Here is a 24723-nt window from a genome sequence, read left to right as displayed (position 1 = left end):
GTATGTTCAAATTTTTTAAACCAAAACCAACAGCGTTCAGCTCTCCTTTTAAGGGAAGGCTGATGACGATAGAAGAAGTCCCGGATGAAGTCTTTTCCAGTAAGAGCATGGGAGATGGTTTTGCCATTGAAATGATGGATGGAAAAGTTTTGTCACCGGTAAACGGTACGATTACAGCTTTATTTCCAACAGGACATGCTGTCGGGATCAAGGCAGAAGACAGGAATGAGTATCTGATACATTTAGGTCTTGATACGGTTCATTATAAAGGTGAAGGCTTTAAAGCTCATGTTGAGTTGAATCAAACAGTAAAAAAAGGAGATCTGTTAGTAGAGGTTGATTTAGATTTTTTTAAACAACAGCATGTTAACATGATTTGTCCAATTATCGTTGTTAATTCAAATAATCGGAAAATTAAATTATTAAAGGAAGGAATTGTAGAGTCACAAGAAGATGGCTTTCTAGCAATAACGGTATAAGAGTATGTCAATGAATACGATGCAATTAGCAAAGCAAGAAATTACAAAGCACAGAATGAAATTATTGGCTTATTGCCTTATTGTGGCAATTGGCTGTTCCATTGTATCTTTATTATTTCAAAAATTGAATAATAACCTGATTCCGATGATTTTCGCATTTGTCATCAATTTGATCTTTCTGTTCGGAATGAATCTTCTGTATGCTAAAATTGTGAAACATGAGGAATATTCATATAAAAATTTCAGTGAAATTTTGAAATATAAAAATAAATTGATTCCATTGGTATTTATTTATATTTCTGTGATTGGTATTGGCATATTTTTGATCAAATTAGCTTTGGATCATCAAACGTTCATTCAATTTCTGCCGCTTGTTATATTCTTTTCTGTTATTTGCTTTAATTGCATCAATCATCTGACCTTATATGAAATACTACAAAATGATGAAAATATCTTTAAGGCCTTATTAAAAGGTGTGAAGCTGTTTATTCATTCAAAAGGAATTATCTTTAATATTCTGGTTAAGACCATATTGATCATTTTTCTGGGCAGCTTAGTCATATATTTACTGAATATATTCGTATATGCACCGCAGATCAATCAGGCTATGCAACATGCTGCCGTTGTTGATGAACAATTATTAGAACCCTTCTTTTCAACTGATATCAGTTATCTGATACAAAGTATCGGCATGCAATTGGTGGTTAGTTATATGACCATCGTATCCGGTATGACTTATGGTGTTTATTTCTATCAACAATGTCGGATCCCTAAAAAAAGATTAAAAAAATAGAATAAAGCTCTCTTATCCAACAGAGAGCTTTTTTGATCATGGCAATGCTTAGAAAATATATGAGGTAACTGTCAAGTTGCCGCATAGTTGCTTGCAGGAACGGGCATTTGTATTATAATCTGTGTGTAGGAGGTTTTATATGACATTAGCTGAAAATATAAAAAACAGACGTATAAATTTAAAGCTCTCACAGGAGTATATTGCTGATCAATTAGGAATCAGCAGACAGGCAGTGGCAAAATGGGAAAGCGGCAAAAGCGAGCCCTCAGCGGCAAACTTAGCAGAGCTGGCTGTTTTATTGGAAACAAATGTATCAGATTTAGTTGATACAAGTGAAAAGGATGAAGAGATACGACAAAAAAATAAAGGAAAAGAACGTCAGCATAATTCTAAAATGCTTATAGGCCGATTTCTGGCCGTTGCTCTTGTCAATGCCGGATGGGATGGCTATTCATCCGGATTATATGTCGATCTGCCGTTTTATTGGCTTATATTATTTGGAATCGGAATAATTCTGATGTTTATTACTTCCAGAGATATGAGTCAAAGACATCGGATGGACAGATTTCAAATCATGGTAGGAATCATCATGATATTTTCGATATTTTTCTTACCAAAGATGCTTCCGTTTCATCAAACAGGAATCAATTATTTCTTGTCAGATCTTCTTACTGCAGTCTGTGTGATCATCTTAAATTTGAAATATTGGCGGTATATATGGAAGGTAAGATAAGAATATGATAAGGCCTGATACAGCTTGTATCAGGTTTTTATATATTAGGAAATTTCAATTTTGATGGACAGGAAGATAATGAAAGAGAATGAAGAGGATCAAAATGAAGATCAAAGAAAAGGAAACAAAATTAGAAAAGTTCATTTGTGAAAAGGAAGAACTGATTCAAAAAACGAAACAGAATGAAACAACAGAAAAGGACTATCTGTATGAAGCAACTGTAATCGATCCTGAAATAAAGAAGCTGAAGAATCAGATCAAATTATTAAAATACCGATTAACAAGAGAAAAGCAGAAAAAGGAAAGATACATGGAAAGACCAAAAAGTGTATGTTTCGGTGGGAAAAAGAATCTGAAGCATGATATCGAAGCCTATCGCTATAAGCGCAGAAGAAGGAAAGAAGGCAGGGGAAGTATCGGAATGGATATCAACAGGGATCATATAGCGCTTGCAGAGATCGACAGGAAAGGGAATCTGGTAAAGACATGGCGGATACCAGTGAAAGAAAGAGGAGCAAGGAATCAGAGGAAAATCATTTTCTTGGTGATTCATGCATAAAAGGCATGATTCATTATAGATTATAAGTAATTTACATATTAAGAATTCGATTCTATAATCTTATATGTAAAGGAGGTCTTTATACATATTTAATGCTTATCATTTAATGCTTTTTGATATGCATCAGGTAAATCGAGAAAAATGCATTAAATGACTGCCACTCTTGACACGATTGATAACAGATGTCAGTCAATGTGCCAGAGCTTCAGATTTGTTTAGAGATGGACGTTATGGTCCTTGTTGGAATTTAGTAAAAAAAGGAGAGAATGTATGAAGAAGAATATTGGATCAGTGTTAGCTTTATATCCTACACCTTTAGTAGTTGTAGGAGCTATGGTAGAAGGTAAGCCGAACTGGGTATTGGTAGGTCATGTAGGCATCATCGGTCATGACCGCATCATGGTAAGTCTGGCCCAGCCACATTATACGAATAAGGGCATCAAAGAAACAAAGGCGCTCTCAGTCAATATCATAGATGAAGATCTTTTGCCGCAAGCCGATCATGTTGGCTGTGTCAGCGGTCATACTGAGGATAAGTCAGGCTTGTTTGAATATGAAGTCATGGAATCGGGAGCACCGCTCATGAAGAAATCTTTGCTTGTCATGGATTGTGTCGTAGATGATATTTATGAAACAAAAGGATTTGAAAGCTTTATTTGTAAGATCAAAGCTACATATGCAGATGAATCTGTCTTAAATGAAAATGATAAGATCGATTATCGAAAATTAAAGCCTGTCTTATTTGAAATGCCTACCTATGAATATTTAAAAACAGGAGATGTCTTAGGAAAATGTATGACATTTCATAAATAAAAGGTGAAGGATGAAAAAATATCAGATAAAACTTGCAATCGATATCCTTATGACGATATGTCTCTTGTTTTTGATGGGTTATCAGTTCTGGGGAGAAGCAGCTCATGAGTGGGTTGGTTTTTTCTTGTTTTTCTTATTTGTGATGCATCATATCTTGAATGTGCATTGGTATAAAAGTCTTATTCATGGCAGATATACATGGATACGCGTCATTTTGTGCGTGATCGACATATTATTGGTAGCCGATATGATCGGGCTTGTGACAAGCAGTATCCTGTTATCTGAGCATGTATTATTTTTCCTGAAGTTTCAAGGTTTGATATCCTTCGCCAGAGTCTTGCATATGGCCACTGCTTACTGGAGCTATGTGCTTATGGCCTTACATATAGGCTTGCATTGGCGGATGGTTCTTGGACTTGCACATAAGCATCTTCACTTTGCTCATCATCTCAAATCATGCTTGTTGTTTTTGATTGCCATGGTGATCGCTTGTATAGGGCTTATGCAGTTTATCCAACGGGATTTTATGACGTATATGTTTGTTCGCACAGAATTTGTATTTTTAGATTTCAGTGAATCAGTCATTCAGTTTTATCTTGATTATCTGGCTTTGATGGGTTTCTTTATATTTATCGCATATTATCTTTCAAAAGTGTTGCGTTTTTTTTCAAGAGGGAGATAATATAGGAAAGAATCTGGCTGTGATGCCAAAAGCCTTGGATTGATGGATATTAGGAAAAAGATCATGGAGGAGGAATTATGGAATATCGGAAATTAGGCAATTCAGATTTAAAGGTGTCAGCGGTTTGTATGGGATGTATGGGATTTGGTGATCCTCATAAAGGCCAGCATTCCTGGACGCTTGATGAGAAGCAGAGCCGAGAGATCATTCATCGCGGACTTGAATTGGGCGTAAATTTTTTTGATACGGCAATTGCTTATCAAAGCGGAACCAGTGAACAGTATCTGGGACGTGCCTTGCGTGATTTTGCGAAAAGAGATGAGGTCGTGGTTGCCACTAAATTTCTGCCGCGTACTGCGGAGGAGATCGAGAGGGGAATCAGTGCCCAGCAGCATATCGAAAGAATGTTGAATAAGAGCTTGGAAAATTTAGGTATGGATCATGTGGACCTTTATATTTATCATATGTGGGATTATCAAAGTCCGCTCTATGATATCATGGAAGGCTTGAATAATATGGTGAAATCCGGTAAGACGAGATATATCGGTATTTCCAATTGTTTTGCTTTTCAGCTGGCACAGGCGAATGCACTGGCTGAAAAATATGGTTTTGCGAAATTTGTGTCGGTACAGGGGCATTATAATCTGATCTTCAGGGAAGAAGAAAGAGAGATGGCCAAGCTGTGTGCACAGGACAATATCGCTATGACGCCATATAGTGCCTTAGCCGGTGGAAGATTATCCAAACGTCCGAATGAAACGAGCAAGAGATTGGTCGAAGATAGTTATGCAAAGCTGAAATATGATGCGACGGCAGCACAGGACCATGTCATCATTGGAAGAGTCATGGAACTGGCTGATAAGCATGGTGTCAGCATGACGGAGATATCATTGGCTTGGCTGTTAGCTAAGGTAACCGCACCGATCGTCGGTACGACGAAGGTCAGTCATATCGAACAGGCTGTCAGGGCAGTTGATTTGAAACTGAGCGAAGAAGAAATGACGTATCTGGAGGAGTGTTATGTGCCGCATGCCTTAGTTGGTGTCATGGCCCAGAATACGCAATCAGCGGCAAATGAAAAACATGTCTGGTCAACGGGTGACCAGACGATCTAGGAGGTTCTGTATGAGCATTATCATGAATTTATTTTATAAAGGTGAAAATAAAAATGCAGTAAAGTTTGCTGAGGAAATGGAAAGCAGCGGGATTGCGGATCGTATCCGTCATGTCGAAGGAAATGAAGGCTATGATTATTTTTATTCGATGAAAGATCCTGAAACTGTTTTGCTGATCGATGCATGGAAAGATCAGGCAGCACTTGATCGTCATCATGCATCAGAGCTGATGAATGAGATCATGAAGCTGAGGGAAAAGTATGATCTGCACATGGAAGCAAAACGCTATATACCGGATGATCAGGGAATCACGGAAGCAGATAAAAAATTTGTCAGGTAAGCTTAGCTTGATTTGTTATGATTGAGGCTGGTCTTCAAACATATCGTAGACTTTTTCTAAAAATTTTTCACCGGCTTTTGATAGCTTTTGATATTTTTTCCAAATAAGATATATTTTTATTTGCAGAGGAGGAGCCAGCGGAATGAAGCAGAGCTTTGAGTGCTTGGATACATTGATGATCTTGTCGAGTGCCAGTGCGCATCCCAATCCTTCCTCTACCATGATAGAAGCATTATATAATAAATTATAAGTAGCGACGATATTGATCTCATCGCTGCTTTTTTTTAGCCATGTCGTAAATAGGTCGCCATCATGGATATTTCTATTTACGATGAGCGGCAGCTGTTCGAGATCCTGAGGTGTAATTTCTTTTTTATCTGCCAGAGGATGATCTTTTCTCATCAGAATGCCATAGGTATCATGATAAGGAATTTCGATATATTCATATTTTGAATTGTCAACCTGGCTGAGTATAAAGCCAAAATCATAAAGTCCGCGATCCAGTCTTTCGATCACATCCGTCGTATCACCGCTGGCAATATGACAGCAGATCTTAGGATAATCGCCATGTAAATGATAAAGGGCCTTGGCAATCAGACGGATCGCTTCTGTTTCACCGGCACCGATATAGATATCTCCGGCAACGATCTCATCTGTAAGTGAGATCTCATCTTCTGTCCTCTTAACCAGGTCTAAAATCTCCTGTGCCCGTTTCCGCAGGATCATGCCCTCTTCAGTAAGGGTTATCTTACGGTTGCCGCGGATAAATAACACTTTCCCCAGACTTTCCTCCAGCTCTTTCATCTGTCGTGAAAGGGTTGGCTGGGACAGATGAAGAAATTCTGCAGCCGCAGAAATGTTCTGTTCACGTGCGATCGCTAAAAAATATTCTAAGACTCGTAGTTCCATGATCATCCCTCCTGATGAGTATTATAATTCATTTTGCTATTCATATCAAGAATAGTAAAGTATTAAATATAAGTATTGGTTATTTGAATGACATGGTGATAGAATATATCTGCAAAGGAAAGATGTGATCATGAAAAAGAAACTAACAGAAGATACGATTAAACAAAATCTAAAAGATGCCGGCTGTGACTGTGATACGATTGACTGTATCATCGAATGCTGTGAGAAAGGAGATATAAAAAAAAGAAAGAAGGTAATTTCCCAGCATCGTAAAAAACTGTTGGAGCAGGTACATGAAGGACAACGTCAGATCGATTGTTTGGATTATTTTTCGTACCAGATCGAAGATGATGAAAAAGGAAAAAAATGAATGGAGGGAAAAGATGATTAATTTTGATGAAGTGACAGATCGAAGAGGAACAAATTCTTCAAAGTGGGATGTATTGGAAAATGAGCTTCCTTTATCGACAGCAGACATGGATTTTAAGGCTGCACCGGAAATTATCGAAGCCTTGTCAAAACGAGTCAAACATGGTATTTTCGGTTACAGCGATGTATCGGAAGATTGGCAGAGAAGCCTCATTTCATGGTGGAAGCGGCGACATCATTTTGAAATAAAAAAGGAATGGCTCATGTTCTGTACAGGGGTGATACCGGCAATTTCCAGCAGTGTCCGTAAGATTACGACGCCTGCCGAAAAGATTGTCGTTTTGACACCGGTCTATAATATCTTTTTCAATTCTATTTTAAATAACGGAAGGGTCGCCTTGGAATGTCCGTTAATTGAAAAGGATGGCGATTATGAGATCGATTTTGAAGATTTAGAAAAGAAGCTTGCCGATCCTCAGACGACGATGATGATCCTGTGCAATCCTCATAACCCGATCGGAAAGATCTGGTCAAGGGACGAATTGCGACGTATCGGAGAGCTTTGTGAAAGATATCATGTGGTTGTCTTATCCGATGAGATTCATTGCGATCTGACAGATCCGCATGAAGAATATATACCGTATGGTACGGTATCTGAAAGCTGTCTTCAGAACAGCATCATATGTGTTGCTCCTTCAAAGACGTTTAATCTTGCCGGATTGCAGAGTGCGGCGATCATCGTTGCGAATGAGGGGCTCCGGAATCGTATCAATCGGGCCATTAATACGGATGAGGTGGCTGAGCCGAATGCCTTTGCGATAAATGCAACGGTTGCTGCCTTTGATCGTTCGGAATATTGGCTGGATGAATTAAGAGCTTATATCTTTGAAAATAAACAGCGGGTGCGTGAATATATCCGGCGTGAAATCAAAGGATTGAAGGTATTGGATTCAAAAGCGACATATCTTTTATGGATCGATTGCCGTGAATTGGACATCGATTCAGATACGCTTGCGAAATATCTAAGAGAGAAAACAGGTTTGATCTTGTCTTCGGGAAAGATCTATCGGGGCGACGGCTTTCATTATTTAAGGATGAATACAGCTTATCCGAGAAGTATGATCGATGATGCTTTGAAAAGATTGAAAACAGGTATTGAAATGTTGGAAAAAGAAAAGGAGGAAATAAAATGAAGAAATTATTAAAAATGGGAATGAGCCTTGCTTTGGCTTGTACGGTGTTAAGCGCTTGTTCAAATGAAAATGAATCTGAGGATCAGCTGAGCCAGATATTGGAAAAAGGTGTCATGGTTGTTGGAACAGAGGGAACCTATTCACCAAACAGCTATCATGATGAAGATGGCAATTTAGTTGGTTTTGATGTGGAGGTTGCAAGAACGATCGGTGAACATTTAGGTGTTGATGTTGAATTCTTTGAAGCAGAATGGGATTCTTTGTTTGCGGCCATGGATTCGGGAAGAGTGGATACGGTCATCAACGAAGTAGAATATTCTGAGGAGCGTGCCGAAAAGTATGATTTTTCTGAACCTTATACATATGTTCGTGGTGCTTTACTGGTTCCTGAAAGCAATACAGATGTTACTTCTTTTGAGGATATTGCCGGTAAACGTGCTGCCCAGAATTTGACAAGCAGCTGGGGACGTATGGCTGAGGAATACGGTGCAGAGCTGGTAAGCGTCGATACGGTAAATCAGGTCATGGATCTGTTAAGAACAGGACGTGCTGATGTTACGTTGAATGCGGAAACGGCTTTTGGTGATTATATGCGTAACCATCCGGATGAACCTGTAAAGATCGTTGCCTATACTGATTCTACTTCATCTTCACTGGTTCCGGTGAGAAAGGGTGAAACAAGCTTTTTAGAGGCAATCAACAAGGCTTTGGATGAGATGCGTGCTTCAGGTGAATTACGTGCGATTTCAGAGAAATATTTTGGTATGGATGTAACTGAGCAGGAGTAAATGTATGAATGAGCGGCTTATGGATATTTTGATCAGTTCATTCGGTGAGATCTTTATGCAGGGAATCAAGATAACGATTCCCTTAACGATCATATCTTTTACTTTGGGACTGATCCTTGCCTTATTTACTGCAATTGTACAGGTAGCAAATATTCGCATCTTAAAATCATTGGCTCGTTTTTATGTCTGGATCATTCGAGGGACTCCATTGATCGTTCAATTATTTGTTATTTTTTATGGATTGCCGAGCTTAGGCATCATCTTAGATGCATTTCCTGCCGCGATCCTGGTCTTTTCGATCAATACGGGAGCCTATGCATCTGAAACGATTCGTGCAGCGATCGAATCTGTACCGAAGGGACAGCTGGAAGCAGGGTATTGCGTGGGTATGAGCTATGTTCAGACCATGCGCCGGATCATATTGCCGCAGGCGCTGAAAACAGCTTTTCCGCCTTTAAGCAATTCCCTGATCGGTTTGGTCAAGGATACCTCTTTAGCGGCAAGCATCACGATTACGGAAATGTTTCAGGTATCGCAGAGAATTGCGGCACGTACCTATGAAACATTTGCCTTATATTGTGAAGTAGCTCTTATTTACCTCATTTTTTGTACGGTATTGACAAAGCTGCAAACGATCTGTGAAAAGAAGCTGCAGATAGAATAGGAGGAAGAAATGCTTGAAATCAAAAATGTGCAAAAATCATTCGATGATCTAAAGGTACTGGATGGCATTGATCTGACGGTCGAAAAAAAAGATGTGATTTGTATATTAGGACCCAGTGGTTCCGGTAAGACGACACTTTTACGCTGCATGAATTATCTGACAAAAGCAGATGCCGGAGAAATGATCTTTGATGGTGAAAGCTTTGATATGAATCATATCAGTAAAAATGATATTGCCCGTATTCGTAGAAAAACCGCTTTTGTTTTCCAGAATTACAATCTTTTTAGAAATAAGACAGCATTGGAGAATGTGACAGAAGGGCTTATCATTGCCCGCAAGATGCCTAAAAAAGAAGCTGAGGAAATAGGAATGAAGGCCTTGACCAAGGTAGGAATGGCAGATCGTTTCAATTATTATCCGCATCAGCTTTCAGGCGGACAGCAGCAGCGAGTAGGAATCGCAAGAGCAATCGCCACTGATCCCGAAGTCATTTTATTTGATGAGCCGACAAGTGCTCTTGATCCGGAGCTGATCGGTGAGGTGCTCTCGGTCATCAAGGAATTAGCAAAAGACGGCATGACGATGGTCATCGTGACCCATGAGATGAATTTTGCGAGAAACGTGAGCACCAAGGTCATCTTCATGGACCGGGGAAAGATCGTTGAAGAAGGAAATCCGGATGATTTTTTCACTTCTCCTAAGAATGAGCGTACGCAGCAGTTTTTAAATTCATTTAAAAACAGGATGGAAGGATGATCAATGAAAAAAATCATCTTGATGTTGATGCTAATGCTGGCAGGCTGTGCTATTCATCAGAAGGAAGAAGCCGAAAAAAAGCCGATGGAAAATGAAGAAAACGTGACAGAAAATACGACAGAAGATGAAAAGGAGATCCATGATATGGAAGAAAAAGAGCTAAAGCTGCAGCTTACGGTCAATGGGAAAACATATGAGGTCAGCATGGTTGACAATGAAAGCTCCAAGGCATTGATGGAAAGATTGCCGATGACATTACATATGAGCCCGTTGAATGGCAATGAAAAATATTATTATCTCGATGAAAGCCTGCCTACGGAGCCTTTTGTGCCTTCATCCATTCATACCGGTGATCTGATGCTTTTTGGATCAGACTGCATCGTCTTGTTTTATGATGATTTTACTACTTCTTACAGCTATACGCCTCTTGGACATCTCAAGGATGCAGGGGATCTTGCAGAGGTAGTAGGCAGCGGAAGCGTTGAAGTGGATTTTGAAAGATAGGCAGAAATCGTTGATTTCTATTAATAAACAGCTGCTATATGTTGTCAGCTTTTAAGATGTCGCCCGGTTATCGAAGGATAACCGGGTATTTTTTTAGGAGAAGAAGCCATGGAAGCATATTTTCAAAAACACTACCGCTGAGATTGTTTTTATGGCTGCATTCTTTTTTTTTTTTGGTATGGCAAAAGGTGATGAGGACAGATTTGATAAATATTTTCGACATTCATGAGAAAATTATCTTATAATAATTATAGGAAGGTGGATGGGTAATGAAAAAGTCAGGTAAGGTCCTGTTTGGTATCCTTGTATTGCTTGGAGCTTATTGTGTAAAGGAATTTGATCTTTTTGATTTCAAAGATGATTCTCAAATCATTGATATCGCTTCTATTCCCTCTTATGACGGCAGTCCCTATGTTGAAATAAACGGGAATGTTCCTGCTTTTGAAGAAAGCGAACTTACGACACAGCCCTTTGAACTTTATAGCGAATTAGATGATTTAGGCAGATGTGGGACTGCTTATGCCAATCTTGGCCGTGAGCTGATGCCTGATGAGGAGAGAGGATCGATCGGGATGATCAAGCCTTCCGGATGGCATACGATCCGCTATGATGGACTTATAGAAGGCAATTATTTATATAACCGCTGTCATCTGATCGGTTATCAGCTGGCCGGTGAAAATGCGAATGAATTAAATCTGATCACAGGAACCCGTTATATGAATGTGGAGGGAATGCTTCCTTTTGAAAATCTTGTTGCCGATTATATTAAAGAAACAGGACATCATGTGCTGTATCGGATAACACCGATATTTGAAGGAAATAATCTGGTTGCCGGCGGTGTTGTCATGGAAGCACGATCAGTTGAAGATGATGGTATCAGCTTCAATGTTTTTGTCTATAATGTGCAGCCGGGAATCATCATTAATTATGCTGACGGAAGCAGCCGGCTGGCTGAATAGATATTGTATAAGTATGTAAGATATGGTATCCTAAAGCTGTAATGATTTAGGAGTTATCATGAGTGAAATGGGATTTATTTATATTTATAAAAATGATGGAATAAGCTCGCATAAGAAATTATGTCGGGCTTTTATGCGTTATGCAGATATGAATCATATAAGAATAGATGACAAAGCCTTAGAAATTGTCAGGGATCGGTATGGAAAACCTTCTTTTCTTCATTATCCAAAGATACATTTTTCCATTGCTCATACAAAACAGATTTGGGCATGTGCTTTTTTTGAAGAAAAGATCGGTCTTGATATCGAAAATGAAAAAAATGTAGATCATCATAAGATTGCCAAACGTTTTTTTCATCCCCAGGAAGCAGCATTTATCCATGATTCCTTTTCGTTTTACCGGTTATGGACAGCGAAGGAAAGCTATGTGAAATATATAGGAAGAGGTATTGATGAGCATTTTTCAAAGATATCCGTACTTCCCGGACATAAAGAAATGATCAATCGAAAAGAAGAGTTGTCATGGAAGCAGGCGGGTGTCTTTTTTCATTCTTTGATATTGGAGGATGGATCGTTTCTATGTGTCTGTACGGCTAAGAAGGTTAAGCTGAAGATCAATGAAACAGAGGTGAGAATGTGAAATATAATATTTTGATCGCAGAAGATGATGCTGATATCGTAGAATTGCTTGCTTTGTATCTGGATAGTGCCGATTATCGTGTCTTTACGGCTTATGACGGCATAGAAGCTTTAGATATCATCAAACATGAAGACATAGATGTGGCATTGGTGGATATCATGATGCCAAGGATGAATGGCTATGAATTCATCAAAGAAGCACGACTGATCAGTGATATACCTATGATGATCATATCGGCTCGGAATCAGGATGTGGATAAGATCATGGGATTGGATATCGGTGCGGATGCCTATATTTCCAAGCCCTTCAATCCTTTGGAAGTAATCGCTTATATCAAAGCACTCTTAAGGCGTTATTCCACGCATCGCTTAGCAAAGGAAAAAGAAGTGTTAAAATTGGGAGAGCTGGAGCTGGATATGGAGAAATTCATCCTGCGTAAGAATGGTTTGGTATTGCCATTAACCTTAACGGAGCTGAAGATCGTTGCCAAGATGATGAAAACACCGGAGCGTGTTTATACAAAGGCCCAGTTATATGAGTGCATCAATGGTGAATGGTATGAGAGCGATGATAATACGATGATGGTCCATATTTCCAATATCCGCTCGAAGATCGAAGATGATCCTGCCCAGCCGCAATATATCAAAACTGTAAGGGGGTTAGGCTATAAAATTGAAAACAAAAAGAAATCGAAGTATTAGTCTGGTAACGATCTGTGTTTTTCAGTTTTTCTTATTTTCACTGATCCTTTTATTGCTGTATATGTTTATCAATTATCAGATCAACCGCCGCCTTGAAAATGCCTTTCCTTCAATGACCACCCTGCTTGAATACCAGGATGAGCTGATTTATGATACGTATTACCAGATTCCGATTCACCGATATGCGGACTGTGATTTTGTGATCTATGGTGAAAAAGGAAATGTGTTATATTCTACCAGCAAAAAAATCAGGAATCAGCTCAGCAGTGATGATTTGATGTTCATTGCCGATTATTACGGGGATACCTTTTATTCCTATTCCGCAGGCATCGATCAGGCTACCCAAAAGAAAAGAGCTTATATTTCATTGTATCAGGTTGATGAAGATGATACGCTTTCTTTTATTGATGAGTGCGTTTTGGATGAAAACTATCAGATCATCGAAGGAAATTTATTTGGTGACCGGACAAGCCTGACACAACAGGAAGTGAATCTGATCAAAGGATATTATGATCCGGATACGAATATTGAGAAATATGAATATCTGAATATCAATGATGAACAAAGAACGCTTGTATTCGTATCGCCCCATATCAATGAAACATCTTATGAGCGGGTGCTCAATGACGCCAATCAGCTATGGTTATATGCGATACCTGTCATTTTCATCATTATTGTCATCCAGAGCTTTTTCTTCTCAAAAAGGGTCAAAAATGCCATCCGGCAATTGGATGAAGCGATCGTCAGCTATCAGGACGGAGATATCGTTGTGGTGGATGAAAAGAGGATGCCGCTTGAATTTAAGAGAACGCTGGAGAATTTTTCTGATCTGAGAGATCATCTTGAAGAAGCTAAACGGGAAAAGGATCGGTTATATAAAGAAAAGCAGCAGCTGATCGTTGATATTTCTCATGATCTGAAGACGCCGTTAACCGTTATACAGGGATATGCAAAGGCTTTTATGGATGGGAAGATCGATGAGAAGAAGGTTGAGAAATATATGACGGTCATCATGAATAAGACGCAGTTAGCCGCAGATCTTCTGAATACCTTATTTGATTATGTGCAGATGGATCATCCGGGCTATCAGGCAAAATTAGAAAAAGCGGATCTGGGCGAATTTGTCAAGGCTTTTCTTGCAGGAAAATACAGTGAGATCGAGGATAAGGGATGTATGCTGGAGGTTGAAATCGAAGATAAGAAAATCATGTACAGCTTTGACAAGAAGCTGATGACGCGTCTTTTAGATAATTTGCTTGGCAATGCGCTGCGTTATAATCCTAAAGGAACTGTGATCTATGTATCTTTGGTTGATTCAGAAAAAGAAATCATGATCCGGGTTGCTGACAATGGTACAGGAATACCAGAAGAGATTGCGGAAAAGGCATTTGAACCATTTGTGACAGGAAGCAGTGCGCGTACAAGCGGCAGCGGAAGCGGCTTGGGGCTATCGATCGTTAAGAAAATCGTTGAGCTGCATCACGGTCATATCGAATTGCTTTTAGGTGAAAAGACTCCATACGCGACTGAAATAAAAATAACCTTATTTAAATGAATATGCTGACCATGTGTTTATGACGCATGGTTTTTCTTTACAAATATTAAGGATAGGTAAATATAAAATGAAGAAAAAGAATGTATGATAAAAGCACTGAAAGGAGGAGCCTATGTACAATGTAGCAGAATACTTAGAAAACAGTGCACGAAGATATCCTGATAAGACAGCGGTCATTGATGAAAAAAACTCATATACCTATGCCCAGCTTTTAAAAATAAGCAGGCAGACAGGCAGTGTGCTGATTGAAAAGAAAATACATGCTCAGCCTGTAGCTGTCATGATGGAGAAAAGTGCTGATACCTTGGCGGCTTTTCTGGGAATTGCTTGTTCGGGAAATTTCTATTGCCTGTTGAATCCGCAATTGCCGTCCTATCGTCTTGCACAGATCCAAAACGTATTACAGGCAGGAGTTGTTATCATAGATGATGAGAATGGTCAACGGGCCAACGATCTCTTTCCTGATGCTCTTATCTTAAAGATGGATGAGCTGAAAAAGGCTTTTATCGATGAAGAAAAGCTGATCGGGATTCAGAAGACCACCTTGGATAGTGATCCTCTCTATATTAATTTTACTTCCGGTTCCACAGGAAATCCTAAGGGAGTGGTAGTCAGCCATGGCAGCGTGATTGATTTTATTGATGTCTTTTGTGATGTTTTTGATTTTAAAAGCAATGAGATCTTTGGAAATCAGGCACCCTTTGATTTCGATGTATCAGTAAAAGATATCTATTCTTCACTTAAGACAGGAGCGACTCTTGTAATAATTCCAAAGCATTTATTCTCACAGCCGTCAGCCTTATTAGACTTTCTGTGTGAACATCAGGTAACGGTCATGATATGGGCAGTTTCAGCCTTATGTCTTTTGACTTCATTTCATGCATTGGATTATAAAGTGCCTCATACGGTAACCAAGGTCCTTTTCAGCGGAGAAGCCATGCCGATGAAACATCTTCATCTATGGATGCATCATCTTCAAAACGCTATGTTTGTCAATTTATATGGACCTACTGAAATTACCTGTAACTGTACCTATCATATCATTGATCGCAAAAACAGCTATGAGAAGGGCCTGCCAATCGGCCGAGCATTTTCAAATGAAAAAGTCTTTCTGCTTGATGACAATGGTAAAGAGGTGAAAAAAGCAGGGATAACAGGTGAGATCTGTGTAGGAGGAAGGACCTTGGCGTCAGGTTATTATAACGATGAAAAACAGAGTGCCGAAAGATTTGTCCAAAATCCGCTGCATCGTCATTATCATGAACGTATCTATCTGACAGGTGATCTGGGAAAATATGATGAAGATGGAAATCTATATTTCTGTGGACGAAAAGATTTTCAGATCAAGCATATGGGACATCGTATTGAATTAGAAGAGATTGAAAAAAATATGGCCGGCATGGAGGGTGTCGATCGCTGTATCTGTGTTTATGATGATGAGAAAAAAAGGCTGTATGCTTACTATACAGGAAGCTGTGATAAAAAGGAAATATATGCGTATATGAAAGAAAAGCTACCTGTTTATATGATACCCAATGTGATACAAAGGGTAGAGGAATTGAAGTTGAATAAGAACGGTAAAATAGACCGGAGCATTTATAGAAAGGATTTATCATGAAAAAAAGAATGATAGGTGAGCTTCTTCAAAATTATGGGACACCCTTTTATGTATTTGATATCCGTATATTGAAAGAAAGAATAGCTTATTTGCGTAAGCATCTGAAGGCTGATTTGTGCTATGCCATCAAAGCTAACACTTTTATCTTAAAGGAAATCAATGATCATATCGATCGTTTTGAGGTTTGTTCGGAAGGTGAGCTGAGCATTTGTGAACACATGCAGCTGCCTATGTCTAAGCTTGTCATATCCGGTGTACATAAAAATCCAAAAATCATGCGCCAGCTGATAGAAAGGAAAGAGAATATCGGTATCTATACCATAGAATCGATGAATCAATATGTGCTGTTGAAGGAAGCTGCCCAACAAAACCATTGCTTGATACGACTTTTATTAAGGCTTACCAGTGGCAATCAGTTTGGATTAAATGAAGAGGAAATATATGGGATCATTCAGGATGCCGTTGGCAATCCATATATTGAAATCAAAGGTATCCAGTATTTTTCAGGAACTCAGAAGCATTCACTGAAGAAGCTGAAAAGAGAAATCGGTTATCTGGATGAATTTCTCATTTCTGTCAGTGATAAGACAGGCTTTTCGATTCAGGAGCTGGAATTCGGTCCGGGGCTTCCGGTATCTTATTTTGAATCGGAAGAGGAGGATGAGGAATCATTTCTTCATGAATTTTCCAAGATGTTGGAAAGTATGACATATAAGACACATGTCGTTTTAGAGCTTGGCCGGAGCATTGCTGCCTGCTGCGGTTATTATCTGACCAAGGTCGTTGATGTGAAGGTGAATAAGCATCAGCGCTATGCCATCGTGGATGGCGGTATCCATCATCTTGTTTATTATGGAGCGTCTATGGCCATGAAGCATCCCAAATATGAGATCTATCCGGCTAGAAAGCATGCAGATGCACAGTCTTGGAATATTTGCGGTTCGCTTTGTACGGTCAATGATATTTTGGTGAAACAGCTGATGGTTGCGGATTTGAACTGTGATGATGTGCTTGTTTTTAAGAATACCGGAGCTTATTGTATGACAGAAGGTATTTCACTGTTTTTAAGCCGTAATTTACCAACAGTGATCAAAGTAGAAGATGGCAGCTTCTGTCGCATTCGTGAGGCCGTTCGTACGGATCTGATAAATATGCCATCTGGAAAAGGAGAATGATCATGGAAAGATTACTTGCAATTTTAGAAGATATTCAGCCTGACGTGGATTATAAGACGTGTACCTCCTTGATAAAGGATCATATTTTGGATTCTTTATCGATCCTTTCACTGGTTGCGGAAATCGAGGATGAGTTTGATATCACGGTTCCGGCTGTTGAGATCGTACCCGATAATTTCAATTCAGCTGATGCAATCTGGACGATGATCCTGCGTCTTGAGGAAAATTAAGATGTCATCTTATTTTTCAATTGAATATCTTGCTTTGTTTTTGCCGGCGGTACTTATTCTTTACAATCTGATGCCCCAAAGATACCGCTGGCTTCTTTTATTGTTTGCCAGTTATCTGTTTTTCTGGCTTATCAGCGGTGTGCTCATCCTTTATCTTTTGACCGCTACCTTGACCACTTATATCATAGCGTTGCATATAGGAAGATTGCAGCAGCAGCGAAACATGCTGCTTCAACAGGTGGATCGTCCAGAACGTAAAGCCATTCGCATCTCTTATCAGAAGAAGCAGCAAAAGCTCATCACAGCAGGTGTGTTGATCTTGCTGGGCATGTTGATCGTCTTAAAGTATTCCGGCTTTATCGGAATCAATATTCAGTCATTGCTGAACGTGCTGCATCTTCCTTTGACCCTTCAGATTCCTTCTTTTGTCTTACCGATTGGTATTTCCTTTTATACCTTGCAGGCATTATCCTATCTTTTTGATGTTTATCGGGAAAAGATCCAGGCGGAATGGAATCTTGGGCGGCTGGCACTTTATCTGGCCTTTTTCTTAACGATCATTGAAGGACCGATCTGCCGCTATACCGATCTTTCCTTTCAGTTATATGAAGGTAAGAAGATATCATGGAATCAGTTTCTTTTCGGAATGCAGCGCATCGTTTACGGCTTGATGAAGAAAATTGTTATTGCCGATCGCCTGAATCTTTTTATTAAGACGATCTTTCATGATTATAACAGCTATGATGGGGGCATGATCGCTCTTGGAGCCTTGCTTTATACCTGTCAGCTGTATATGGAATTTTCAGGTACGATGGATGTCATTATCGGCAGCGGAGAGATGTTTGCCCTTAAGATTGAAGAAAATTTCAGACAGCCGTTTTTCTCAAAAACAATTTCTGAATTCTGGCAGCGGTGGCATATCTCTTTAGGACTTTGGTTTAAAGATTATATCTTCTATCCTTTGTCGATGTCTAAGCCGTTGAAAAAGCTGATGGCATGGGCAAGAAAGAAAGTGGGAAACCATTACGGTCCTCTTGCCAGCGGTGCCATTGCCTTATTCTGCGTATGGCTGGCAAACGGTTTCTGGCATGGCTCAGGCTGGAATTATATTTTCTTCGGTCTATATCATTTCGCCTTGATCTTAGGCGGCAGTCTGATTGAGCCTGTTACAAGTCGAATCGTTTCTTTTTTGAGAATCAATAAAGAAAGTGCTCCCTATCAATTTTTTCAAATAATTCGGACCTCTGTCTTCGTGGTCATCGGTGAATTATTTTTCAGGGCAAAAGGACTGAAAGCCGGTATTCATATGTTCATAACGATATGTACAAATTTCTCATGGACTTCCTTGAACAATTCGATTTTTTCCATAGGTATGGATCGTCAGGATTTTATCGTTGTGATAATAGGAATTCTTATAGTATTTATGATCAGTGTGGTGAAGGAAAGAGGACTGTCGTTCAGAGCGCTTATTTCCAGGCAGCCTGTTATGCTGCGATGGAGCTTATATTATATGTTCATCCTGTTTATCGTGATCTTTGGTGCCTATGGAGTCGGCTATATTCCTGTTGATCCGATTTATGCTAATTTTTAGGAGGTGTCCATGAAAATAAAATATGTTGTGCGTTCGATTCTTTTTGTGACAGGGCTGATGATCAGCTTAAGCTTAGCTTCATGGGTCGTTTTTCCTAAGAATAATTCTGTGGAATTTGGTATGTCAGATGTAAATGCCAATGGCATATTAGGTGAAGATGATGATACGATCGATGTATTGGTTTTGGGAGATAGCTTATCTTATTCTTCGATTTCACCGATGATGATGTGGAAAGAAGAAGGATTTACGGCTTATGTCTGTGGAACATCTGCCCAGCAGCTATATGAATCGATGAATTTTTTGAAACAGGCCTTTGTGAATCAAAAGCCTAAAATAGTCATTTTAGAAACAAATGCGATTTATCGGAGCTTTTCACCGATTAAAACGATTGAAAACAGCTTTCACCGCTTATTTCCTGTTTTTCAGTATCATGATCGCTGGAAATCCATATTACCGGTCGATTTTGGTGGTTCTGTGGAATATACATGGCGGGATGATCTAAAAGGTTTTAAATATAGTAATAAGATTGATGGGATCAATGCACAGGATTATATGCGTAAAAGTGATCAAGCTGCAGAGATTCCCGAGTTAAATCGCCAGTACGTGAAAGAGATGGCAAAGCTTTGTGAAGAAAATGATGCGCAAATGATCCTTATAAGTACACCAAGCAGTGTAAACTGGAATTATAAGCGTCATAATGGTATCCGGTTATTAGCAGAAGAATATGGTTTAAATTATTATGACTTAAATCTTTTAAGTGAAGATATTTCTATTGACTGGAGTCGTGATACCCGAGATAAAGGGGATCATTTAAATTATTATGGCGCACGCAAGGTATCGGCTTATTTGGGAAGATTTTTAAAGAATGAGTATGCGTTGCCGGATCATCGTCAGGACAAGAATTATCAAAGCTGGAATGAAGCTTACATCAGATATCAACAAATAACCGAACAAAGCTGATATCTTATGATATAATGATTTCAGTGGAGGTATGTTATGATCTATATTTATAATGCAGGACCTATGTTTACAGAAGCAGATATTCATCAAAGAAGGGCAGAAGGAAGAAAGATGAAAGAATTGCTGGAGGAGAATCATCAGGAATATTTTCTGGCCAATCCGATCGATCTGCCACTAGACAATACGAAGCCATTGACATCTGAACAAATCTTCTTAACGGATTATGAGCATGTCAGCAAGGCTAATGTCTTCTTTTTTGAGCTTGCAAGCGGTGATGCGGGAACCTATGTGGAATTAGGAAATGCCATTGAAAAACTGATGAATGGTAAGGATATCCATATGTATCCTGTATTTAACGATATCCGTTTACAGCGTAATGGTATGAGCGGTGTTGATTGTCCGATAGGTTTTAATTCTTATCTGGTCGGTTGTTTGAAAGCAAATAAAATAGATATTTATATGAGCTTTGATGAAGCTTTGGAAGCATTTAAAAAAGATTTTGATTTGCATTAATCCATGGTTTATTCCATGGATGTCAGATTGTTGACAAATGGCTCTTTTGGAATTTCCAATAGGGCTTTTTTTTTGTATTTTTCTTAAATTGTCGTTCTGTCAGTCAGCTTGTGATGATATGTGCCGTTATTTCATTGGGGATATGGTGGTTTGTCTGTGTTTTGATTCAGAAATATTAGTTGTTTTATTTGGATCATTGAGGTTGATGTCATGCAGGTTGTACAAACTCATGTGGTGTCGCAGCTTTGAAAATGTCAGATTACGGTATCAGGAAGGAAGAATTTGATGAACTGGCTGAAAATGCCCGTACGATGATGGGTGGTTTGTTTATGGCGGATCCATGTGAACGAACTCATGAAGCCTGTGTGAAAATCTATAATGATTCGTTTCGATAAAAAATAGAACAGCTGTCCGATCAGACAGCTGTTTTTGAATGTAGATAATCTTTTGAAAATTCAATGAATTTTGAAACAGCAAGGCTTAAAGGCTGTTCTCTTTTCCATGCCATTGCCGTTGTAGCGCTCAATTGAGGCGATAGTCCGATACATTTGACAAGGTTTTGATTCCAGAAGGAAAGCGATCCCTCAATGGCAAGGGCACAGGCAAGACCCTGTTGTACCATCACTGCCGCATTACTGTTGAGATTGCTTTTAAAAAGTACATGCAGTTGTGGATAAAGATCACCAAACCAGTTGGCTAATTCACTTTGCATATTCAAGCGATAAGGCAGGATCATGGGAACCCCTAGAAAATCCTCAGGAGTAAGTGTCTCTTTATCGGCAAGTGGCGAAGCTGCAGGTACGAGTGCGACCCATTTCTCTTTTTTAGAGATACGGATAAAATCATATTTGCTTAGATCGACTGGTTCTAAAAGAAGGCCGATATCGCTCAATCCTTTTTCGATCCGCTCTTTGATATGGTCGCTGCTGGCAGTGTATAGCTCAAAGTCAACATGGGGGTAGATGGCAGTAAAAGCGTGAATGATTCCGGCAAGTACCTGTACGGCATACAAGTCACCACAGCCAATGGCAATCGTGCCTTCAATGACTTCATTTTGATGACTGACTTCCTTTTCCGCTTTATGGACCAATTCTAATATTTCTTCGGCTCTTCTGCGCAGCAGGCTGCCTTCATAAGTCAGGCTGATCTTCCGGGTCCCTCGTGTAAAAAGCATGACGCCCATCTCTTCTTCCAATTGAGCAAGCTGTCTGCTTAGCGTAGGCTGGGTGATATGAAGCTTCTCAGCAGCTTTTGTAATGTTTTCTTCTCTGGCAACACATAGAAAATAATTCAAAACACGTATTTCTATAATGATCCCTCCTTTAGTCTAATTTTATCATCCCCATGGTCATGATTCAATAAAATCATGCTTAAAAAGCATGATTTTGCATTATTTATAAGTATTAGACATGCATTGAGTAACTATTTATAATAAGACTGAAGAAAGAAGGCGAAATGTGAAGAACGATCGTATTTTTATTAACGCTTCTCTGTGGCTTTATACTTATGACTGCCAAAGAGAAGAAAATACATCATTTGTCGATGATACAACAAGTGAGGATCACTAAAAATGACAGTAAGACACTTGTCTTCAGGATATGGCATACCAGATGATCATCAAAGATCAACATCTGAATCTGCCAGATAGAAAAGGATGAGAAAAGCATTTCAGATGATAGTCACGAAAGTTTGTCATTAAGCGTGATGAAAGAGTGCTTGGTGGATGTGATGTGTTCTGGTTTCTCATCAAAAAAGGCGGCATCTTGACAGGGGATGAAATTACTTGTCAGAAATAATATTCAAGGAGGTTTGAAAATGAGAAAAGTATTATCCGTATTTATAGTTTGTTTATTATCTTTAACACTTAGCGCATGTTCCCAGCCAAATGAAAATGAAGGAGAAAATATAAATCCTGCTGATGAAATCGTGGAGCCGGAAATCGTGGAGCCTGAGGAAAATATGGAAACAGGCAGTGATACCCATATTCTGATAGCTTATTTCACATATGGAGAAAATGCCAATCTATCGAATGGTGCAGAGGTTTCCTCGAGTGCGAGCATTCAAAATTGGAATGGTGAGGTAACAGGTAATGCCGGTGTTCTTGCACATATGATTCATGATGCCATAGAAGCGGATCTGTTCTCAATTCGTACGGTTGATCCATATCCTTCTACTTATGATGAAACAGTTGCTCAGGGTAGAAGTGAGAATGATGCCGATGCACGTCCGGCCCTGGCTGTGCATATTGAGAATTTAGATCAGTATGATACGATCTTTATTGGTTTTCCAAACTGGTGGTATGATCTTCCAATGGCGATGTACAGTTTTTTTGAGGAATATGATTTTTCAGGAAAAACGATCATTCCGTTTCCAACCTCTGGTGGCAGCGGTTTTTCTGATATCCTGCAGACGATCAGTGAGCTAGAGCCGAATGCAACATTGTTGGAGGGATTGACAATAAATAGCTCACAGATCAGCGAAGCCCAAAATGATGTCGATGCATGGCTTTCTTCTCTTGGATATGGACAATAAATTGAAAGGATCGTGAAGAAGCATTTCATCAGATAGAAAATTAGTATTAGACATTGGAGGAAAACTCGTTTATACTATTGACTATCGAATGAAAAGATTCTGAAATGAATGAAGTTGCTCATTTTCAAGTACAATGAAAGATGATGAATCAAAGGAGGAAGATGATGCTGAATCGAAATAGAATTTTGTTCTCTCAGAAGCTTGAGATTTCACTGATTGCTGTTTTAGTGATATTGAGTCATGCATTGACACCTGATACGGATGCGAAGATGATGTCTGCGGATGCAAGTGAGGAAAACCTGGCACAGGCGACTTATATCATTGAAAGAGAAATCGTACCTGACATTGATGAGATCATCGTTTTAGATGCCGGACATGGCGGGGTCGATTCTGGAAGTGTCGGTGAAAATGGCGCTTATGAAAAAGATATCAATCTTGCCATTACGCTGAAATTAGGTGAATATCTTACTGAAAACGGTGTTCAGGTCATATATACAAGAGAAGATGATCAGGTAGCATGGATCGATACGACCGAGGATCTTCAAAAAAGAATTGATACGGGAATCCATGCATCTGCTTCGTATTTCATTTCCATTCATTTAAATTCAAGTGAATATAATGATGGTGCACGCGGATTTGAAATTTATACGGATGGGCGCAGTGATGATATTGTCATGCTGGCCTCTTCCATTCAGACAGCTTTAAACGGATTGGCTTATACGGCGGATCGCGGTATTAAAAATACACATGAGATGGGTTCGCTTTATGTTGTCGATCAAAATCCGGTTGCTTCTTTGCTGTTAGAATTAGGTTTTATCAGCGACAGCAGTGATCTTACATATCTTAACAGCTCTTATGGACAGCAGGAAATTGCGAAGGCCCTGGGAAAAGCGATCCTGACACATCTTATCTAAGGGTTGCGATTTATCAACAAAAAAATATACTGTTAGAATGATAGTGGATGGATTAACACAAATAGAAATTCCAGTGCGATGAGCGCGCTGGTTTTTTTCTGAATTTATGTGTAGTTGTTATTTATCGGATATGAATGTATTTAAACACAATTAAAAAAAATGAGAAACCAATATCTGATCTGTCTTATGCCGTCAAAGCCCCGTACCATGGGCTTTCCGGTATTTTTCGCTTTTGGAGACCTTCTCAGAAATACCTGAGTGCGTTTAAGTTTTAGTAGTAAAAGGTAGTAAAACACATAGTAAGTAGTAAGCCGTTTAGGCAGCGACTCTTTGCATCTTCTCCATGGCAGGGTCGCACGTCACGTGACCATAGTATCTGAGTGTTATCTGGTCTGTCGCCCTTGGCACAAAGAGCGTCAGTGTGGAGACATCGACCGTTAGGCCATGCAGCAAAATGATGAAAACAGGTTACGAAAAAGGCCCATTTGGTCGGTTTCACAGATGCGTGTGGTAAAGTAGTATGCTATAATAGTGGTACATAGAAAACGGGAAAAAGGAGCGAGTTTGACTGTTCGTAAAAACGTCATGAAGAGCAGCGGCCACTATATCGAATCTCTCACGCAGGAGTCGAAGAAGGA

The 24723-nt window shown here is 39.4% G+C and carries 29 protein-coding genes; 27 read left to right on the top strand and 2 right to left on the bottom strand.

Annotation, left to right across the window (positions count from 1 at the left end; genetic code table 11):
* Window positions 1-2 precede the first annotated feature (2 nt).
* From ACZYT3_RS06080 to ACZYT3_RS06045, 8 genes are all read left to right on the top strand, one after another.
* A complete protein-coding gene (locus ACZYT3_RS06080; protein ID WP_464088051.1) occupies window positions 3-479 on the top strand; it encodes a PTS sugar transporter subunit IIA in 477 nt (158 codons plus the stop codon).
* Between the two features lie 10 nt (window positions 480-489).
* Window positions 490-1272 carry a hypothetical protein gene (locus tag ACZYT3_RS06075; RefSeq protein WP_464088050.1) on the top strand — a complete coding sequence of 261 codons (783 nt, stop codon included), beginning with the start codon at window positions 490-492 and terminating at the stop codon, window positions 1270-1272.
* A gap of 139 nt (window positions 1273-1411) precedes the next feature.
* Complete coding sequence (locus ACZYT3_RS06070) at window positions 1412-2005, top strand: helix-turn-helix domain-containing protein (protein WP_294562017.1); 594 nt, start codon at window positions 1412-1414, stop codon at window positions 2003-2005.
* A gap of 103 nt (window positions 2006-2108) precedes the next feature.
* The gene (locus ACZYT3_RS06065; RefSeq protein WP_464088049.1) at window positions 2109-2564 is read left to right on the top strand and encodes a hypothetical protein; all 456 of its coding nucleotides are present in this window, start codon (window positions 2109-2111) and stop codon (window positions 2562-2564) included.
* Window positions 2565-2834: 270 nt separating this feature from the next.
* Window positions 2835-3377 carry a flavin reductase family protein gene (locus tag ACZYT3_RS06060; protein WP_464088048.1) on the top strand — a complete coding sequence of 181 codons (543 nt, stop codon included), beginning with the start codon at window positions 2835-2837 and terminating at the stop codon, window positions 3375-3377.
* 10 nt (window positions 3378-3387) lie between these two features.
* Entirely contained in the window at window positions 3388-4059 is a 672-nt protein-coding gene (locus tag ACZYT3_RS06055) for a DUF4405 domain-containing protein (protein ID WP_464088047.1), read from the top strand.
* A 77-nt stretch (window positions 4060-4136) separates the two neighbouring features.
* Window positions 4137-5174, top strand: a complete 1038-nt coding sequence (locus tag ACZYT3_RS06050) for an aldo/keto reductase (protein WP_294560931.1) — start codon at window positions 4137-4139, stop codon at window positions 5172-5174.
* Window positions 5175-5184: 10 nt separating this feature from the next.
* A complete protein-coding gene (locus tag ACZYT3_RS06045) occupies window positions 5185-5514 on the top strand; it encodes a putative quinol monooxygenase (RefSeq protein WP_464088046.1) in 330 nt (109 codons plus the stop codon).
* 15 nt (window positions 5515-5529) lie between these two features.
* Here ACZYT3_RS06045 and ACZYT3_RS06040 read toward each other — a convergent pair whose 3' ends face one another.
* A complete protein-coding gene (locus tag ACZYT3_RS06040; RefSeq protein WP_464088045.1) occupies window positions 5530-6423 on the bottom strand; it encodes a LysR family transcriptional regulator in 894 nt (297 codons plus the stop codon).
* A 130-nt stretch (window positions 6424-6553) separates the two neighbouring features.
* Here ACZYT3_RS06040 and ACZYT3_RS06035 point away from each other — a divergent pair, with 130 nt between their 5' ends.
* The 17 genes from ACZYT3_RS06035 (at window position 6554) to ACZYT3_RS05955 (ending at window position 21034) form a co-directional block, all read left to right on the top strand.
* Window positions 6554-6793 carry a MerR family transcriptional regulator gene (locus ACZYT3_RS06035; RefSeq protein ID WP_294560928.1) on the top strand — a complete coding sequence of 80 codons (240 nt, stop codon included), beginning with the start codon at window positions 6554-6556 and terminating at the stop codon, window positions 6791-6793.
* A gap of 13 nt (window positions 6794-6806) precedes the next feature.
* Window positions 6807-7985 carry a MalY/PatB family protein gene (locus ACZYT3_RS06030; protein ID WP_464088044.1) on the top strand — a complete coding sequence of 393 codons (1179 nt, stop codon included), beginning with the start codon at window positions 6807-6809 and terminating at the stop codon, window positions 7983-7985.
* Entirely contained in the window at window positions 7982-8773 is a 792-nt protein-coding gene (locus ACZYT3_RS06025) for a transporter substrate-binding domain-containing protein (RefSeq protein ID WP_294560926.1), read from the top strand. The genes ACZYT3_RS06030 and ACZYT3_RS06025 overlap by 4 nt, the downstream gene beginning before the upstream one ends.
* Window positions 8774-8777: 4 nt before the next feature.
* Window positions 8778-9437, top strand: coding sequence for an amino acid ABC transporter permease (locus tag ACZYT3_RS06020; protein WP_294560925.1), 660 nt, complete (start codon window positions 8778-8780; stop codon window positions 9435-9437).
* A gap of 9 nt (window positions 9438-9446) precedes the next feature.
* Window positions 9447-10193 carry an amino acid ABC transporter ATP-binding protein gene (locus tag ACZYT3_RS06015; RefSeq protein ID WP_294560924.1) on the top strand — a complete coding sequence of 249 codons (747 nt, stop codon included), beginning with the start codon at window positions 9447-9449 and terminating at the stop codon, window positions 10191-10193.
* Window positions 10194-10196: 3 nt separating this feature from the next.
* Entirely contained in the window at window positions 10197-10697 is a 501-nt protein-coding gene (locus ACZYT3_RS06010; RefSeq protein ID WP_464088043.1) for a cyclophilin-like fold protein, read from the top strand.
* 269 nt (window positions 10698-10966) lie between these two features.
* Entirely contained in the window at window positions 10967-11656 is a 690-nt protein-coding gene (locus ACZYT3_RS06005; protein ID WP_464088042.1) for a DNA/RNA non-specific endonuclease, read from the top strand.
* A gap of 58 nt (window positions 11657-11714) precedes the next feature.
* Window positions 11715-12296, top strand: a complete 582-nt coding sequence (locus ACZYT3_RS06000; RefSeq protein WP_464088041.1) for a 4'-phosphopantetheinyl transferase family protein — start codon at window positions 11715-11717, stop codon at window positions 12294-12296.
* Window positions 12293-12997 (top strand): response regulator transcription factor, encoded by a 705-nt coding sequence (locus ACZYT3_RS05995; RefSeq protein WP_464088040.1) that lies wholly within the window; start codon window positions 12293-12295, stop codon window positions 12995-12997. Before ACZYT3_RS06000 ends, ACZYT3_RS05995 begins: the two co-directional genes overlap by 4 nt.
* The gene (locus ACZYT3_RS05990) at window positions 12969-14552 is read left to right on the top strand and encodes a sensor histidine kinase (RefSeq protein WP_464088039.1); all 1584 of its coding nucleotides are present in this window, start codon (window positions 12969-12971) and stop codon (window positions 14550-14552) included. Before ACZYT3_RS05995 ends, ACZYT3_RS05990 begins: the two co-directional genes overlap by 29 nt.
* A gap of 112 nt (window positions 14553-14664) precedes the next feature.
* On the top strand, window positions 14665-16170 hold the full coding sequence (locus tag ACZYT3_RS05985; protein WP_464088038.1) for an amino acid adenylation domain-containing protein: 1506 nt from the start codon (window positions 14665-14667) through the stop codon (window positions 16168-16170).
* A complete protein-coding gene (locus ACZYT3_RS05980) occupies window positions 16167-17345 on the top strand; it encodes a diaminopimelate decarboxylase family protein (protein WP_464088037.1) in 1179 nt (392 codons plus the stop codon). Before ACZYT3_RS05985 ends, ACZYT3_RS05980 begins: the two co-directional genes overlap by 4 nt.
* Before the next feature lie 2 nt (window positions 17346-17347).
* Window positions 17348-17575 (top strand): acyl carrier protein, encoded by a 228-nt coding sequence (locus tag ACZYT3_RS05975; RefSeq protein WP_294560916.1) that lies wholly within the window; start codon window positions 17348-17350, stop codon window positions 17573-17575.
* Window position 17576: 1 nt separating this feature from the next.
* Window positions 17577-19166, top strand: coding sequence for an MBOAT family O-acyltransferase (locus ACZYT3_RS05970; RefSeq protein WP_464088036.1), 1590 nt, complete (start codon window positions 17577-17579; stop codon window positions 19164-19166).
* A gap of 9 nt (window positions 19167-19175) precedes the next feature.
* Complete coding sequence (locus ACZYT3_RS05965; RefSeq protein WP_464088035.1) at window positions 19176-20126, top strand: hypothetical protein; 951 nt, start codon at window positions 19176-19178, stop codon at window positions 20124-20126.
* 36 nt (window positions 20127-20162) lie between these two features.
* Window positions 20163-20639: a nucleoside 2-deoxyribosyltransferase gene (locus tag ACZYT3_RS05960; protein ID WP_464088034.1), complete on the top strand. Its 477-nt coding sequence runs from the start codon at window positions 20163-20165 to the stop codon at window positions 20637-20639.
* Window positions 20640-20884: 245 nt separating this feature from the next.
* Window positions 20885-21034, top strand: coding sequence for a hypothetical protein (locus ACZYT3_RS05955; protein WP_464088033.1), 150 nt, complete (start codon window positions 20885-20887; stop codon window positions 21032-21034).
* A 20-nt stretch (window positions 21035-21054) separates the two neighbouring features.
* On the opposite strand, the gene ACZYT3_RS05950 is transcribed toward ACZYT3_RS05955, so the two are convergent.
* Window positions 21055-21933 (bottom strand): LysR family transcriptional regulator, encoded by an 879-nt coding sequence (locus ACZYT3_RS05950; RefSeq protein WP_464088032.1) that lies wholly within the window; start codon window positions 21931-21933, stop codon window positions 21055-21057.
* Window positions 21934-22454: 521 nt separating this feature from the next.
* On the opposite strand from ACZYT3_RS05950, the gene ACZYT3_RS05945 reads away from it, so the two are divergent.
* Window positions 22455-23171, top strand: coding sequence for a flavodoxin (locus ACZYT3_RS05945; RefSeq protein WP_464088031.1), 717 nt, complete (start codon window positions 22455-22457; stop codon window positions 23169-23171).
* A 164-nt stretch (window positions 23172-23335) separates the two neighbouring features.
* Window positions 23336-24085 carry an N-acetylmuramoyl-L-alanine amidase gene (locus ACZYT3_RS05940; RefSeq protein WP_464088030.1) on the top strand — a complete coding sequence of 250 codons (750 nt, stop codon included), beginning with the start codon at window positions 23336-23338 and terminating at the stop codon, window positions 24083-24085.
* Window positions 24086-24723 lie beyond the last annotated feature (638 nt).

It is taken from the genome of Traorella sp. mt218, from assembly GCF_055420025.1.
This window is presented reverse-complemented; position numbering and strand designations above follow the sequence as displayed.